Genomic DNA, 15499 nt, shown 5'->3' with positions numbered 1-15499 from the left:
GTCTCTGCGCCGGCTGGCTCAGCCGTTCGCGGACAGGTTCTCGATCAGATGGTTGAGGTCGGCCCGCATCGCCTGGACTTCCGGTTCCGTCAGGTTGAGCTGGCACATGACCGATTGGCGCACGCCGGCGGCCTCGGCCTTGAGGGATTGCCCCCGCGGGGTGAGGCCGATCTCCACCTCGCGCTCGTCGCTCTGCCGCCGGCTGCGCACCAGAAGCCCCGCGCTCTCGAGACGCTTCAGCACCGGCGTCAACGTGCCGGAATCGAGGCGCAGGCGCCGCCCGATCTCCGACACCGTGACACCGTCCGTTTCCCAAAGCACGAGCAGGACGAGATATTGCGGGTAGGTCAGTCCAATCCGTTCCAGCATCGGACGATAGGACTTCGTCATTCGGTGCGCCGCCGCATAGAGAGCGTAGCAGAGCTGGTTGTCGAGCAGCAGCGGGTCCGTGAGCGACCCGGCCTTCTCCTTGAGCGCGTTCACCATGTACACCATGCCATCCGGCCACACCGAGACCGCACGCGTCCGGCGCGAGCCCGACCGGCCCCTCCTGCATAGCACGATACGCGAAACCGGAGCGCAGCGTATACGCAGAATTCTTCCGCGCACCCCGCACGATAATGCGCCTTGGCCTAGCACGCGAGGGCGTCGAGGGACGCCAGGAAGCCGGCTTCGTCTTCGAGCGTACGCAGGTCGAGTTGGAGGGCATCGTGAGCGACCCGGCCGATGATCGGGACCGGCAAAGCGCGCAAGTCCGCGCCGAGGCGCTTGAGCCAGGCGCCCCCACCGCGGCGCGTGCCGTCGCTGGCCGGTCGGCGCAAAGTCAGGCAGGCGCTCGGCAGCGTGTCGATGGGGAGCGCCCCGGACCCGATCTGGCTGGCGCAGGAACTGAGCGCAACCTCGGCGCGCCCCTGGAGGCGTCGGGCCACCTCGGGCAGCAGGCGCCGCGCCTGCGCCTCGATCTCGTCGCGCGGCCGCGTCAGGAGCCGCAGGGTGGGCAAGCGTCGGCGCAGTTGCTCCGGATGTTCGTAGAGCCGCAGCACAGCCTCCAGGGCGGCATAGGTCATCTTGTCGACCCGCAGAGCCCGCTTGAGCGGGTTGCGCCGAGCCTTCGCGACGAGGTCCGCCCGGCCCACGACGAGGCCGCATTGCACACCGCCGAGGAGCTTGTCCCCGCTAAAGGTCACGAGATCGCAATACGCCAGCGCCTGCCGCACGGTCGGCTCCGGCGGCAGACCATAGGCGGCCAGGTCGATGAGGCTGCCGCTGCCGAGATCGCTGGCGAGGGGGACGCCGCGCGCGATGCAGAGCCGGTGCAACTCGGCCTCGGGCGGCTGCGACGCGAATCCCCGGATCTCGTAATTGCTCGGATGCACCTTCATCACGAGGCCGGTGCGGGGGCCGATGGCGTCGGCGTAATCGGCGAGATGGGTGCGGTTCGTGGTGCCGACCTCCCGCAGCCGGCATCCGGCCCGGGCCATCACGTCCGGCACGCGGAAGGATCCGCCGATCTCGACGAGTTCCCCTCGCGAGACGATCACCTCGCGGCGCAGGGCCAAGGCGTCGAGCACAAGGAGCACCGCGGCCGCATTGTTGTTGACGACGAGGGCCGCCTCGGCTCCGGTCAGGCGACAGATCAAGGCCTCGACATGGCTGTCGCGTTCCCCCCGCTCACCCGAGGCGAGATCGAATTCGAGGTTCGTCGCCCCCGTCATCGCGGCTGCGACCGCGACGACGGCCTCCTCCGGCAGGATCGCGCGACCGAGATTGGTGTGGAGCACCGTGCCCGTCAGGTTGAAGACCTGGCGCAACGAGGGGCGCGCGGCCGCATCGAGGCGGGCCGCGGCGCGCGCGACGATCTCGGCGTCGTCTGGAACCGGCTCCGCGCCCGCCCGGATCTCGTCGAGGACGGCTCGGATGGCGCCCGTGAGAGCGATCCGGCCATGTTGTACGACCCAGGATGACGCCGTCCCGTGACCGAGCAAGCGCTCGACCGCGGGCGGACGGCGTCGGGCCGGTGGCCCGCCATCGTCGTCGGGCGGGTCCTGCAACGCGCGCTCGCCTTCGCCCGGGGATACAACCTCGCTCATGCTCCAAGACATAGCAGCCGGCCCCCTCCGATCCAGCGTGCGGCGGGCCGATGCGGACCTGTGATCCGGCCCGTCCCCACCGCGGCGGGCGAATTCGCCCGATCGGCGCGGAAGGGCTTGCCAAGCGCAGGCGGAGCCTCTAGACACCGCTCCCGACCGGTGCGGCAAGCAACGCCGCCCGATCCACCGCGCGCCCGTAGCTCAGCTGGATAGAGCACCAGACTACGAATCTGGGGGTCAGAGGTTCGAATCCTTTCGGGCGCGCCATTTCACAATCATTGATAATAACTTGGCCTGTTTCGCGATTGCGGTATTTTCATACCGTATCGGCAATCGCGGCTGGGGTGCGACGCGTTTTGGCTGCTCAACAGGGTGTCCTTGGCAAGGCCGAGGCGTTGGTCAGTTGTAGGCGCTCACCGCGCATCCAATCAGCACCTGCGCTGACGGCGACCCGGTCACGCGCCCGCACCTCGTCGCGCTCCGCCGGCGTGTCGGGGCGCGACAGGCCATGCGCGAAAACGTCAGCAGCAGGTACGGGATGTGCGTTGATGACCAGATCATCGAATGCCGGATCGTCCAGGTCCTTGCCGGCCACCGCCGGTATGAAGACGAGCATCGCTGAACAATCCGCTATTCTTATCGCAGCCCGGGCCCAGGGCTTTCTGCGGCTGGCCCGATGTGAGATCTTGGACTCGTGATCGTCTGGCTCGCCCTCCGGCGGCTGCTCCCGCTCCTCGCGGTCGTCAGTCTTGCCCTTGCGCCAGTGGCTGCCCCAGCGGCCATGGCGGGCGTGCACGCGCCCACGGCAGCGCAGAGCCACCCGATGGCAATGTCCCGCATGGCCGATGGGGCCATGGATGACATGCCCTGCTGCCCACACGAGATTCCGACGATGCCGGACTGCTCGAAGGGCTGTCCCCTGATGGCGCTCTGCCTCGCGAAGCTCGTCTCGGGCCTGCCGAGCGGGATCGGCCTTCCCGTGCGGGTCGCGAGCGTCGAGGACAGGCTCTGGGGTGGCAATGCGCCCTTCGACAGTCTCGTCCGCGCCCCTCCACCCGAACCCCCTCGATCCTGAGCCCGATGCTGCCGGCGTAAGCGTCGGCCGATGCCGCGTGCCTCGGCGCGCGGTCCTCATCGTGTTCAGGAGATTCCGCCCGTGACGAAGAATGCTTTTGCGCACGCCCTGTCGGCGGCGCTGCTCGGCCTCGCCCTGATCGGGCCGGCCCGAGCCGACATCAAGGATTACGAATTCCGGCTCGTGAAAAACGAGGTGAAGCAGGGCGACGCCGTCCTCGATGTCCGCCTCGTCGACAAGCGCAGCGGCAAGCCGGTGCCGAACGCCGTGATCATGGCCAAGCGCATCGACATGGCGCCCGACAGCATGGAGGAGATGGTCTCCAGGATCGAGCAGCTGCCGTCGACGGAGCCTGGTCTCTATCGGTTCAGGACGACGCTCACGATGGCCGGCGGCTGGCGCCTGTCGCTCGGAGCCAAGGTCCAGGGCGAGACCGGCACCGTCGAGAACAAGCTGGTCCTCAAGGCCGTCCCATGAGCCGGTCAGCTTGGCTGGCCGGCACCCTCGCCGCGCTCGCGGCGGGGGGCACCGGCTATTGGGCGGGGCGCGCGGGCAGCCCCGTCCCGGCGCTCGTCGAGAGGGCGCGGTTGGAATTCACGGATTGGCTTCCGGCCCGCAGGTCTGCTCCTGCGGCCCCCGCCGGAGCGACGGGGCCGGTCGCCTACTATCAGGATCCGGACGGCAAGCCGATCTACGCGCCTACGCCGACGAAGACCGCGGATGGCCGGGATTTCCGCGCCGTCCAGGCCGACGAGGACCTGCGCTTCGACGCCGATACATCCGAGACGGGGAGGCCGGCCGAGATGCCGCCGCACGCCGCGGCCGGTGCGCCCGCGAGCCCTCGACGGACGCGCTACTACCGCAACCCGATGGGCCTGCCGGATACCTCGCCGGTCCCGAAGAAGGACTCGATGGGGATGGACTACCTCCCTGTCTACGAGGGTGAGGATTCGGATACCGGCGTCGTGACGGTCTCGCCGGGCAAGATCCAGCGCACGGGGGTGCGGTCGGAGGCGGCCGAGCGCCGCGCCCTGTCGGTGCCGGTGCGGGCGCCGGGCTCGATCGAGGAGGACGAGCGCCGGATCTCCGTGATCGCGATGCGGACGGATTCCTTTATCGAGACGGTCGAGAACGTCGCCACGGGCGATCACGTCCACAAGGGCCAGCCGCTGCTGCGGCTGTTCTCGCCGGAGATCAACGCGGCCGCAGCCCAATACCTGACCGGCATCGGCTACGAGGGGGCCCGGCGGCGCCTCGAGAATCTCGGCATGCCGGCGGAGGTGATCGACGAGATCGAGCGCACGCGCAAGGTGCCGGCGACCCTTACATGGTCCTCTCCACGCGATGGCGTCGTCGTCGAACGGAACATCTCGGACGGGATGCGCGCGAAGTCCGGCGACGTCCTGTTCCGCATCGTCGACCACAGCCGGGTCTGGGTCCTGGCCGACGTGACCGAGCGCGACCTCGCCGCCGTCGCTGAAGGACAGCGCGCGACGGTGCGGCCCAGGAGCTTCCCAGGCCGGGTCTTCACCGGAACGGTGGCGCGGATCTACCCGCATCTGGCGATGGGCACGCGGACCGCCCGCCTGCGGATCGAGTTGCCGAACCCGAACGGGGAGCTCCGCCCGGCGATGTACGCCGATGTCGAGATCGCGACGGGCAACGACACGCCCGTGGTGACGGTGCCGGAGGACGCCGTCCTCGACACGGGCGCCAGACAGGTCGTCCTGCGCGACAGGGGCGAGGGCCGGTTCGAGCCGCGCGCGGTCAAGGTCGGACGCCGCGGCGGCGGGTACGTGGAGATCAGCGAGGGCGTCACGGCGGGCGACCGGGTCGTCACCTCGGCCAACTTCCTCATCGATGCCGAGAGCAACCTGAAGGCGGCCCTGGAAGGCATGGCGACGGCCGCATCGCCGGCCGAGACGTCGGCGCTGGCCGAGGAGAAGCCGCGATGATCGCCCGTCTGATCGGCTGGTCGGCCCGCAACCTCGTGCTGATCCTCATCGCGACGGTGTTCGCGGTCGCGGCCGGCCTCTACGCCCTGCGCACGCTGCCGCTCGATGCCATCCCGGACCTCTCGGACGTGCAGACCATCGTCTATACCGAATATCCGGGGCAGGCGCCGCAGGTGGTCGAGGACCAGGTCACCTATCCTCTCACCACGGCCATGCTGACGGTGCCGAAGTCCAAGGTGGTGCGGGGCTTCTCCTTCTTCGGTGTCTCGTTCGTCTACGTGATCTTCGAGGACGGCACCGACCCATATTGGGCCCGCAGCCGGGTGCTCGAATACCTCAATACCGCGGGCCGCCGGTTGCCCTCCGGCGTCACGCCGACACTGGGCCCTGACGCCACCGGAGTGGGGTGGGTCTACCAATACGTCGTGATCGCCAAGGAACGCACGCTCGCCGAGCTGCGCTCTCTGCAGGACTGGGTCGTCCGCTTCGGGGCTTCGAGAGCCGAGGGCGTGGCGGAGGTCGCGAGCGTCGGCGGCTTCGTCAAGCAGTACAACGTCGTCGTCGATCCGAACCGGCTGCGCGCCCAGGACGTCTCGCTGAACAAGCTTCGAGACGCGATCCGGGCGAGCAATGCGGATGTCGGCGGCCGCACGGTCGAGCTCTCCGAATTCGAGTTCATGGTCCGTGGCCGCGGCTACGTGAAGAGCGTCGCCGACATCGAGAACATCGTCCTGAAAACCGAAGGCGGCACACCCTTGCGGATCCGTGATGTGGCCCGGGTTGAGCTCGGGCCGGACGAGCGCCGCGGCATCACCGAGATGGACGGCGACGGCGAAGTCGCCGGCGGCATCATCCTGCAGCGCTTCGGCGCCAATGGGCTGAATGTCATCGAGAGTGCCAAGACCCGCCTCGCCGAGGTCGCGAAGAGCCTGCCCGCCGGCACCGAGATCCTGCCGGTCTATGACCGCTCGCAGCTCATCGACGCTGCCATCGAGACCCTGCGCAGCACGCTGGTCGAGGAGAGCATCGTCGTCTCCCTCGTCTGCTTCGTCTTCCTGCTCCACATCCGCAGCGCGCTCGTGGCGATCCTGATGCTGCCGGTGGGCATCCTGATGGCCTTCGCCGGCATGAGAGCGCTCGGCATCGGCGCCAACATCATGTCGCTCGGCGGCATCGCCATCGCGGTCGGCGCCATGATCGATGCGGCGATCGTGATGGTCGAGAACGCGCACAAGCATCTGGAGCGCGCTCCGCCGGAGAAGCCCCGAGGCGAGATCCTGGTGGACGCGGCGGCCGAGGTCGGCCCCTCGCTGTTCTTCTCGCTCCTCATCATCACGGTGAGCTTCCTGCCGATCTTCACACTGGAGGGCCAGGAGGGCCGTCTGTTCGGGCCGTTGGCCTTCACCAAGACTTTCGCCATGGCGGCGGCTGCGCTACTTTCCGTGACGTTGGTGCCGGCGCTGATGGTGCTGTTCGTGCGCGGGCGGATCGTGCCCGAGCACCGCAACCCGGTGAACCGCCTCCTGATCTGGCTCTACCGGCCCGTCATCGCAGGCGTGCTCCGGGCTCGGGTCCTCACCGTCCTGGTCGCCCTGCTCGTCCTCGGTGCCACGGCCTGGCCGGCCCGCCAGCTGGGATCCGAGTTCATGCCGGAATTCGACGAGGGCACGCTGATGTACATGCCCACCACCTTGCCGGGCCTCTCGGTGACGAAGGCGGGGGAACTCCTCGCCACCCAGGACCGCATCATCAAGGCGTTCCCGGAGGTCGCCTCGGTCTACGGCAAGGCGGGTCGCGCCAACACCGCGACCGATCCGGCGCCGATGGAGATGTTCGAGACCATCATCAATCTGAAGCCGAAGGCGGCTTGGCGGCCGGGCCTGACGCTGGCTGGCCTGAAGGCCGAGATGGATCAGGCCCTGCAGTTCCCGGGCGTCTCGAATGCCTGGACGCAGCCGATCCGCGCCCGCATCGACATGCTCTCGACCGGCATCCGCACGCCGGTCGGTATCAAGGTGCTCGGCACCGATCTCGGCGCGATGGAGAAGGTCGCCCGGAAGGTCGAAGCCGTGGTCCGCACTGTACCGGGCACCTCGAGCGCCTACGCGGAGCGGGTGATCGGCGGCTACTTCCTCGACATCACGCCGGACCGGGAGGCGCTCGGGCGCTACGGCCTGATGGTCGGCGACGTGCAGGACGTCATCGCGATGGCGCTCGGCGGCGAGAGCGTCACGAACACGGTCGAGGGCCGTGAGCGCTACACGGTCAACCTGCGCTACCCGCGCTCCTACCGCTCGAACCCTCAGGCGATCGCCTCCGAGGTGCAGGTGCCGCTCAAGGGGGGCGGGACGGTGCCGTTGGGTGAAGTCGCCAACGTCCAGCTCACCCGGGGGCCGACATCGATCCGCACCGAGAACGGCCAGCTCGCCGTGTACCTCTTCGTCGACATCGCTGGGCGCGATCTCGGCGGCTATGTGGCCGAGGCCCGGGCCGCCGTGGCGAACGAGGTGCGCCTCCCGCAAGGCACGATCCTGCAGTGGAGTGGTCAGTACGAGTCCCTCGAGCGCGCCGAAGCCCGCTTGCGGATCGTGGTGCCGCTGACGCTGCTGATCGTGTTCTTGCTTCTGTACCTGAACTTCCGCCGGCTCACCGAGACGCTGATCGTCATGCTGTCGCTGCCCTTCGCGCTGGTGGGCGGCGTCTGGCTGATGTGGTGGATGGGATTCAACCTGTCGGTCGCGGTGGCGGTCGGCTTCATCGCGCTGGCTGGCGTCGCGGCCGAGACCGGCGTGGTGATGCTGGTCTATCTCGACCATGCACTCGACGAGATCCGGTCCCGCCGGGCGCGGGAGGGCCGGCCGCTCACACGCGAGGACCTGCGCGCGGCGATCATGGTCGGCGCCGTCGAGCGGGTGCGTCCGAAGATGATGACCGTGGTCGCCATCATGGCCGGCCTCGTCCCGATCCTGTGGAGCACCGGCTCCGGCTCCGAGGTCATGCAGCGGATCGCCGTGCCGATGATCGGCGGCATGGTGTCCTCGACGATCCTGACGCTGGTCGTCATCCCGGCGATCTACGGACTCGTGAAGGGCCGGGGCTTGCCGGCGGAGCACATCCAGATCCCGGCCTCCTGGCAGGACGAGCCTGGAACACGCGCCGCCGCAGAGTAGAGGGAGGCCGCAGCAGCGCGTGCGTTTCAGGATGTGCCGCCGGACGTCGAGGCGCGGACTTGTCCGGCAGCCCGCATCAGGGCCGGAGCAGGCGCTCGAGCTGCTCCGCGTAGCGCGCACGCGCGCGCCCGAGGCGCAGGGCCTCCGCGGGATCGTGCGCGGCATCCGCCGCCAGGCTGGCGGCCCCGAGCTGGAACGCGAGGTAGCAGGGCGTCAGGAATGCGAGAAGTTCGGGATCGACCGGGCGCCCCGCCTCGCGCCCGACGATCCCCGCGAGGCGGGCCTGCGCGGCCTCGGAGAGCGCCAGTTCCACGCCGGCGCCGGCGACATCCCAGGCGATGTCCTGGCAGCCGACGAGATCGTGAGCCGCATGATGGTCGAGGGCATCGCATTTGAGAAGGTGTCCGCCGGGCTGGACCAGGAATTCCCAGGCCTGCATCCGGCCGTCGATCTCCACCGGATGGGCCTTCCGTTCGAGGGCTGAGAGCCGATCGGACGGCCAGCGGTCGAGGCACCTCGCCCAGTCCGCGCCCTTGAACGCCTCGACGTTGTGGCGGGCCATCGCGAGAAGATCGGCGAGACCCGCGCCGCGATCGGGCCCGCTCGCGAAGCACCGCGCCCGAAAGCCGAGATAGCGCCCAACCTGATCCGTGAGATCATCCGGCGACACGCGGCAGAGGTCGAGGGGCCGGGCCTCGTCGAGCCAGCGCTCGACGAGGAAGCCATGCCGATAGCCCGCGACCGGGGGCGTGAATCCGGCGGCGTGCAGCGCCCGGGCCCGGTCGAGCTTCGCGCGGCCGGCCCGCCCGAGGCCGACGAACTTGAGGAGCCAGGTGCCGCCACTGGCCCTGAGCAGGAACTTGCGCTTTTCCTGCTGCGCGTTGACGGGCGGCCACGCATCCGCGTCTCGGCCCTGGAGCACCCGCCATCGCCCGCCCGAGATCTCCTCCAGGGGGGCCTCGGCCGGGCCGACGAGATCGGCGACCCAGGCCGCGACTCCGTGATCGGCCAGCCCCACCTCCTCGAAGGACACGACGTGGCGCCTCATGCGCGGCCAGCGCGCGCGATGCCGCGCATCCGCCTGAGGGCCCGGCGCGCCAGGATGGCTCGGGAACAGGCTGATGCGATCCTGCGCGACGCCGCATTCGCAGAGCAGGTCGATCACCGCTCCGAAGGAGCTTCCGGACAGGCCCGGTCCCTCATCGACGATCGCGAACGCGGCTGGATCCCCCGTGATCAGCCCCGCGCCGCTCCTGTCTGCACGGGGCAACTCGCGGCGGAACGGGTGGCCGACAGGACGTATCGTCCGCAGGTCCCGCGATCCCAGCCCGGCCGCCACCATCGCGCCGAGGGGCGCGCCGATGCTGCGGATACCGATGACGCGCGTCGTTGCGCCCAAGGCGGCGCGCGCCGCCGCGATCGCGTAGCTCTCCGGGTAGAGCGCGTAGAAGGCGAAGCCCTCGGCCCAGCGCGTGGTGATCGAATCCGGCAGCGCCGTCGCGGCTAGTCCGTTCAGGTCAAACGCCCCGGGGGCCGCCGCGAACCCCGTCCGCCAGGATTTCCAGACCGAACGGGCGAGCGCCAGGAGGAGATGGTTCGCGCTGGCCTGCGAGGGGGAGAGGGCATCGGGACCGCGATCGCGAAAATCCGCATCGGCGATTCCCTGCACGAGCTCTCCGGCCTCGATCAGGGCCGCGACGAGCGCACCGTGGCGGCCGATTCCGGGCCTCTCATCCGCCATCTCCCGAAGGAGTTCAGCGAGGGCCGCGAGCTTGTGGCGCGGATCGCCCGTCCAATGAGCCTTGCCGTAGACGAGCATGGCGGACGCTCAGCGAAGAATGCCTCGCGCGGGCGCGTAGCGGCGGACCATGTCGGCGCAGAACGCGGCGTATTCCTCCGGAACCTGCGGCGCGCTGCTGTGATGCGGAGCGATGCCCCGGTGCTCGGGCGTGAAGCAGAACGTCACGGTGACGTCGAAATCGCGCAACGCCTCCATCTGCCGGTCGAACCAGTCGAGGGCGTTCGGCCGGAAGCTGTCGGCCCAGGACAGGCCGGTGCGCAGGTAGGTGACTCCGAGGCGCTTCATCCAGGCCACGGCCTTATCGAGGCGATGATCCTCGAAGTGGAACCACTGACAGAGCCCGAGGGCCGGGGTGTGCTTGGCGAATTCCTCGAGCGCGCATTTCGGCGTGCCGTCCTGGCGAAGCAGGCCCATGTGGAAATGCCGGTAATAGGACGAGCCCTCCGCCTCGCGGTGGCGCGTGGTGGCCTCCCACTCGCGCGGCAGGTCGTAGAGACTGTACCAGTGGATGCGCGGAGCGCGCCCGATCAGGAGCTCGGCCGTGCGCGCGAGTCCCCAGAGTTGCACCTCGTCCGCCCCAAAGGTCGAGATGCCGACCTCCGAGACCCAGATCGGCAGGCCTGTGACCGCGCGGATCTCCGCGATCTTCCCCGGCCATTCGTCGATCTGCCAGAGGTTCCAGTCGAGGGGGAAGCCGTGCACCGCGACCGCGTCGACCGCGCCGAGCACGCCCTGGCTCTCCATGCGGCGGATGAAGAACGGATCGATCGGCGAGATGCCGCCGAGAACCCGCGTCAAGCCCGGATTGACCGCATGGATCGCCTCGCCCGCCGCCCTCGCCATGGCGCCGAAGCGCAGCCAGTCCGGATCGATCTCAGGATCCCAGTGCGATTTGTTGTTGGGCTCGTTCCAGAGCATCACCGCTTCGATCACAGACCATGGTCCTCGGCTGACGGGGTGTCTCTCCGCAGGGCGTCCGCCCGCGCCGGATGGATGGCGCCGGCACCGGGGGGGAGGGGGGCGCAGCGGCAGACATAGACCTCCTCCTCCGGGTGGGAGACGAGGGCGAAGCCGCTCGCGCGCAGCATCGCCTCGGTGCAAGCCCGGTTGGGGATCCACCAATTGGTCCAGTCATTCGCGTAGCGGTGCTCGATGAAGTGCAATTTCGGGTACCCGGGATCCGCGAAGTGGTCGACCTTCCAGAAGTCGTAATCCTCGGCGACCGGGGCGACGTCCTGCGCGCCGCGTTGCATCGACTGGAACACGAAGAGGTCGCGCGCTGCGTGCTCGCGGATCAGATCGAGGGCCAGAAGCGGATGGCGCAGGTGGTAGAGCACGCCCAGGAACAGCACGACGTCGAAGCGTTCGCCGAGCGTCCCGACATCGTAGACGGAGAGGTTGCGGAACTCGATGTCCTGGCCCGTCCGCGCGGCGGCGAAGCGGGCTTGCGCGAGATAGCGCTCGTCGGAATCCACCGCCAGGACCCGCTCGGCGCCGCGCCGCTTCATCTCGATCGCGTAGAAGCCGCCGTTGCAGCCGATGTCGAGGACGCTCTTGCCGGTGAGATCGGCCGGGATCGCGTCGGAAAAGCGCGTCCACTTCACCCGCGGGTAATCCCCGAGGAAGTGATCCGGCGCCGTCGGCACACCGTCGAGGTCGATGTTGTGGAACCACGCCCCGAGCGCGTCGATCTCCCGGCGCAACGCGGCGCTCTCCTCGGCCAGCCTCATCGTCTGATGGTCTCCGGTCATCGGGAAAGGGAGGCCGCGCAGGCGCGGAATCCGGGTTCGCCGAGGGAGAGGCGTCCCGTGGTCCCGTTCCCCTCGGCCTCGCCGAGGAGCGCGATGGCGGATCGATAGCCGTCGAGGGTGCCGACATCGACGTAGGACCGTCCCGCCTTGACCCCGATCGCGTGCCCGCCCTCGGCCAGATAGGCATTCATCAGCGTGCCGATATACTCGTCGGCGCAGTGGCGTGCCTGCCAGACCGCGTGCAGCTCGCCCAGCATCCGGCCGGGCATCTTGAAGGCGCCCCAGATCCATCGCGCGTTCGCGCCGGCGCGCTTCACCTGGATCTCGACGACCCGGTTCTCGGCATCGAGGATGACGGCGTCGAAGCGCTCGGGCTGGTCCACGGGGAAGAGCAGGAACGAGAGGGCATCGTCGGGCAAGGCCCTCAGGGCCTCTTCCGGAAACCAGACCGTATCGGGGAGCCCGACGATCACGGGCTCATCGGGCGCGATGAGGGGGAGGGCGCGGAACACCGCGTCGCACAGCCCGACCGCGTGCGGCTGGACCACATAGGCGATCGGAACGCTGCCGTATCCGGCCCCGTAATACTCGACGATGTCGGACTTGCCCGGTGAGATGACGAAGCAGATCCGCGTCGCTCCCGCCCGCAACATGCGCTCCACCAGGTACTCGCTCACGGCGCAGGGGCAGGCGAAACCGTCGCGAAGGCGGCTTCCCACCGGCAGCAGCTCCTTCGAGAAGGCGAGGGGCTGGATGCGGCTGCCACGCCCGGCGGCGGGCACGATTCCCCACATGGTCAGGCCCCTTCGCTGAATTCGGGCTGGAGCGCGCCGAGGTTCGGCGCGCGCATCGGTGCCTCGGCGAGGATCCGCTCGAGCGCGTCGAGACGACGGGCCGCGCTGTGGTCAGTGAGGGTGCGCGCGCGGCCCGCCTCGGCGACACGGCGGATCTCGGTATCGCTGAGGTCCATGACGGCGCAGACATCCTCGGCGTCGCGCGCGATCAGGATCTCCTCGCCAGGCCGGTAGAAGTGATCGAGCCCCTCCCAATCGTCGCTCAGGAGTGCGGTGCCGCAGGCCGTCGCCTCGAACATGCGGCCGGATGGGCACCAACCCAGCTCGGCCATGGCGCCCCGCGTGACGTTGAGCGTCAGCCGCGACGAGGAGAAGAAGGCCGGGTGCTCCTCGGGCATGACGTGCTGCACGAAATGGATGTTCCGGGTCCACGGGAAGTCCGACGGATATTGTGCGCCACCGATGAGAAAGCGCTGGTCTGGACGGCGCCGGGCCGGCTCGATGAACAGGTCGGCGACGCCGGCCTGCCGGTCGGCCGCATAGGTCCCGAGATAGGACAGGTCGGCCCGGTAGCGCTCGCGCGGCGTCGTGGGGCGATGGACGGCCGGGTCGACATGCCCGTAGAGCGGGGCCACCCGCTGCGCGCCGAGTTCCTCGCGCAGGGCCGTCAGGGCGCTGCCGCCGGTATAGCTCAGCACGAGATCGAAGCCGCCGAGGCCGCCCGGGCCGATATAGTCGACCGCTTCGCCGCGGCGCAGGCGCGCGAGGGTCACCGGCGTGTCGAGATCGTAGAAGACCCGCCGCGCCCTGGAGGCCGCCAGCACGAGGTCCGTAGCCGCCAGCGCATCCGGGCAATAGGAGGTCACCATCGCGACGTCCGCCCCGGCCACTTCGCGGGCCGCGAGGGCCCGGACGTCGCTCCATGCCTCGAACAGGACGAGGCGCCCGCCGGGCAGGTCGGTGAGGTCGCGATGCGGCCGGTAATACGGGAGATCGCGCTCGAAGAAGACGACCTCGTGCCCGCGCTGCGCCATCGCGCGGCACAGGCCCCGCCAGAGTGTGGCGTGCCCGTTGCCCCAGGCCGAGCTGACGGTGAGCCCGAAGACGATCAGCTTCATCGTGGCCTCATGCCGTGGCCGGCCGTTCGTTGAGGCCGAGGAGGCGTCCGCCCCCCGGCCAGTACTCGATGAGGCTCAGCGATCCGGGATCGACCGCGAGCCGGTCATAGGCATCGAGGGAGAGGCCGAGAACCTTCAGCAGGACCGCCCGGATCACGTCGCAATGGCTCACGAGTACGCAGGTCCCCTTAAGCCGTTCCAGGAGCCCGAGGACGCGCCCCTGGGCCTCCGCCATGCTCTCGCCGCCCGGTGCGCGCGCGATCGCACGGGACGTGTTCCAGAACCGCCAGAGCGGGTCGTCCGCGAGTTCCGCGAAGCTCCGCCCCGTCCAGTCTCCGAACGCGATCTCGTCGAGTTCTTGCGCGACCGCGATGGCCTGCCCGAGGGCGCCGGCGATCGCGTCGGCGGTCGCCAGAGCCCGCTCCCGCGGACTCGAGAGGACCAGGGTGGCGCCCGAGTCGCGAAGGCGCTCGGCCAAGGCCGCCGCCTCCTTGAGGCCCGCCGCCCCGAGCACGATCCCGGGCATGCGCCCGCAGAGGATCGTGCGCACGCGGTCATGCGAGGCGTGGCGCACGAGGTAGATCCGGCTCATGGCCGCTCCGCCGATCCGGGCGTTTCCGGATCGGGCAATCCGGCGACGAAGCGGAGCGTGCGCTCCCGGGCCTCGTTGTCGGTGAACTGCCGGGGCGGCGCCTTCATGAAGTAGCTCGACGGTCCGATCAGGGCGCCGCCGGTGCCGCGGTCCCGGGCGAGCTTGGCGCACCGCACGGCATCGATCACGATTCCGGCCGAGTTCGGCGAATCCCAGACCTCCAGCTTCAGCTCGATGGTGAGCGGCACGCCGCCGAAGGCCGTGCCCTCGAGCCGGATATGCGCCCATTTGCGGTCGGTGAGCCACGGAACGTGGTCGCTCGGTCCGACATGGATGTCGCCCGCCGCGAGGGGCACGTCGAGCTGGCTCGTGACGGCACGCGTCTTCGAGAGCTTCTTCGATTCGAGGCGCTCCCGTTCCAGCATGTTCTTGAAATCGGCATTGCCGCCGAAATTGAGCTGATAGGTCCGATCGAGGCGCACGCCGCGCTCGCGCAGCAGGTTGGCGAGCATCCGGTGCACGATGGTGGCGCCAACCTGGCTCTTGATGTCGTCGCCGATCAGCGGCAGCCCGCGTTCCGAGAACCGCGCCCGCCAGGCCGGATCGGACGCGATGAAGACCGGGATGCAATTCACGAAGGCACAGCCGGCCCGAAGCGCGCACTCGGCGTAGTACTCGGCGGCGCGCTGGGAGCCGACCGGCAGGTAGCAGACCAGGACGTCGGTGCGGCTCCGTTCGAGCTCCGCCGCGACATCGACCGCGGGCTCCTCCGATTCCGGAACGTCGGCCCGCAGATAGGTCCCGAGCCCGTCGAGCGTCGGCCCGCGCCGCACCACGATCCCGCTCGGCGGCACGTCGGCGAAACGCTGGGTGTTGTTCGGCGCGGCGAGGATCGCCTCCGCGAGGTCGCGCCCGACTTTCCCGGCATTGATGTCGAAGGCCGAGACGACCTCGATGTCGGCGACGTGATAGCCGCCGAGCTCGACATTCATCAGCCCGGGCACGGCCGCCTCGGTGGCGGCCTCGCGATAGTAGCGCAGGCCCTGCACGAAGGACGAGGCGCAGTTGCCGACGCCGACGAGGCCGACGCGAACCTTCGGGCCACCCATCACGGCCTCCTCATGCGCGCTGAAAACCACGGACCGCGCGACGC

Annotated in this window: 14 protein-coding genes and 1 tRNA gene; 5 read left to right on the top strand and 10 right to left on the bottom strand. The window is 69.4% G+C overall.

All coding sequences use genetic code 11. The features are described from left to right. Nucleotides 1–18: 18 nt before the first annotated feature. Both F6X53_RS04740 and selA read right to left on the bottom strand, forming a co-directional pair. A complete protein-coding gene (locus F6X53_RS04740; RefSeq protein ID WP_150997705.1) occupies nt 19–486 on the bottom strand; it encodes a MarR family winged helix-turn-helix transcriptional regulator in 468 nt (155 codons plus the stop codon). A gap of 146 nt (nt 487–632) precedes the next feature. Continuing rightward, the gene (gene selA / locus F6X53_RS04735; RefSeq protein WP_150997703.1) at nt 633–2090 is read right to left on the bottom strand and encodes an L-seryl-tRNA(Sec) selenium transferase; all 1458 of its coding nucleotides are present in this window, start codon (nt 2088–2090) and stop codon (nt 633–635) included. Between the two features lie 190 nt (nt 2091–2280). Here selA and F6X53_RS04730 point away from each other — a divergent pair. Continuing rightward, a tRNA-Arg gene (locus tag F6X53_RS04730) sits at nt 2281–2357 on the top strand. A gap of 97 nt (nt 2358–2454) precedes the next feature. Here F6X53_RS04730 and F6X53_RS04725 read toward each other — a convergent pair. Then, on the bottom strand, nt 2455–2706 hold the full coding sequence (locus F6X53_RS04725) for a hypothetical protein (RefSeq protein WP_150997701.1): 252 nt from the start codon (nt 2704–2706) through the stop codon (nt 2455–2457). A gap of 276 nt (nt 2707–2982) precedes the next feature. Here F6X53_RS04725 and F6X53_RS33840 point away from each other — a divergent pair, with 276 nt between their 5' ends. The 4 genes from F6X53_RS33840 (at nt 2983) to F6X53_RS04705 (ending at nt 8290) form a co-directional block, all read left to right on the top strand. Next, a complete protein-coding gene (locus F6X53_RS33840; RefSeq protein WP_306426577.1) occupies nt 2983–3165 on the top strand; it encodes a hypothetical protein in 183 nt (60 codons plus the stop codon). 81 nt (nt 3166–3246) lie between these two features. Then, on the top strand, nt 3247–3642 hold the full coding sequence (locus F6X53_RS04715; protein WP_150997697.1) for a FixH family protein: 396 nt from the start codon (nt 3247–3249) through the stop codon (nt 3640–3642). Continuing rightward, nucleotides 3639–5120: an efflux RND transporter periplasmic adaptor subunit gene (locus tag F6X53_RS04710; protein WP_150997695.1), complete on the top strand. Its 1482-nt coding sequence runs from the start codon at nt 3639–3641 to the stop codon at nt 5118–5120. Before F6X53_RS04715 ends, F6X53_RS04710 begins: the two co-directional genes overlap by 4 nt. After that, nucleotides 5117–8290: an efflux RND transporter permease subunit gene (locus F6X53_RS04705; RefSeq protein WP_150997693.1), complete on the top strand. Its 3174-nt coding sequence runs from the start codon at nt 5117–5119 to the stop codon at nt 8288–8290. The genes F6X53_RS04710 and F6X53_RS04705 overlap by 4 nt, the downstream gene beginning before the upstream one ends. A gap of 76 nt (nt 8291–8366) precedes the next feature. On the opposite strand, the gene F6X53_RS04700 is transcribed toward F6X53_RS04705, so the two are convergent. The 7 genes from F6X53_RS04700 to F6X53_RS04670 are packed head-to-tail and all read right to left on the bottom strand — an operon-like array spanning nt 8367 to nt 15455. Further along, nucleotides 8367–10109, bottom strand: a complete 1743-nt coding sequence (locus F6X53_RS04700; protein ID WP_150997692.1) for a hypothetical protein — start codon at nt 10107–10109, stop codon at nt 8367–8369. 9 nt (nt 10110–10118) lie between these two features. Continuing rightward, a complete protein-coding gene (locus F6X53_RS04695; RefSeq protein ID WP_150997690.1) occupies nt 10119–11024 on the bottom strand; it encodes a glycoside hydrolase 5 family protein in 906 nt (301 codons plus the stop codon). Further along, the gene (locus F6X53_RS04690) at nt 11021–11821 is read right to left on the bottom strand and encodes a TIGR04290 family methyltransferase (protein ID WP_150997688.1); all 801 of its coding nucleotides are present in this window, start codon (nt 11819–11821) and stop codon (nt 11021–11023) included. The genes F6X53_RS04695 and F6X53_RS04690 overlap by 4 nt, the downstream gene beginning before the upstream one ends. Nucleotides 11822–11838: 17 nt before the next feature. Continuing rightward, the gene (locus F6X53_RS04685) at nt 11839–12636 is read right to left on the bottom strand and encodes a nucleotidyltransferase family protein (protein WP_150997685.1); all 798 of its coding nucleotides are present in this window, start codon (nt 12634–12636) and stop codon (nt 11839–11841) included. A gap of 2 nt (nt 12637–12638) precedes the next feature. Then, a complete protein-coding gene (locus tag F6X53_RS04680) occupies nt 12639–13754 on the bottom strand; it encodes a CgeB family protein (protein ID WP_150997683.1) in 1116 nt (371 codons plus the stop codon). Nucleotides 13755–13761: 7 nt separating this feature from the next. Then, nucleotides 13762–14346 (bottom strand): histidine phosphatase family protein, encoded by a 585-nt coding sequence (locus F6X53_RS04675; RefSeq protein WP_150997681.1) that lies wholly within the window; start codon nt 14344–14346, stop codon nt 13762–13764. Beyond that, nucleotides 14343–15455: an inositol-3-phosphate synthase gene (locus F6X53_RS04670; protein WP_150997679.1), complete on the bottom strand. Its 1113-nt coding sequence runs from the start codon at nt 15453–15455 to the stop codon at nt 14343–14345. The genes F6X53_RS04675 and F6X53_RS04670 overlap by 4 nt, the downstream gene beginning before the upstream one ends. Nucleotides 15456–15499: the final 44 nt, after the last annotated feature.

It is taken from the genome of Methylobacterium soli, from assembly GCF_008806385.1.
Taxonomy (GTDB): domain Bacteria; phylum Pseudomonadota; class Alphaproteobacteria; order Rhizobiales; family Beijerinckiaceae; genus Methylobacterium; species Methylobacterium soli.
The sequence above is the reverse complement of the archived record's forward strand: the minus strand, read 5'-3'. Positions and strand labels throughout refer to the sequence as shown.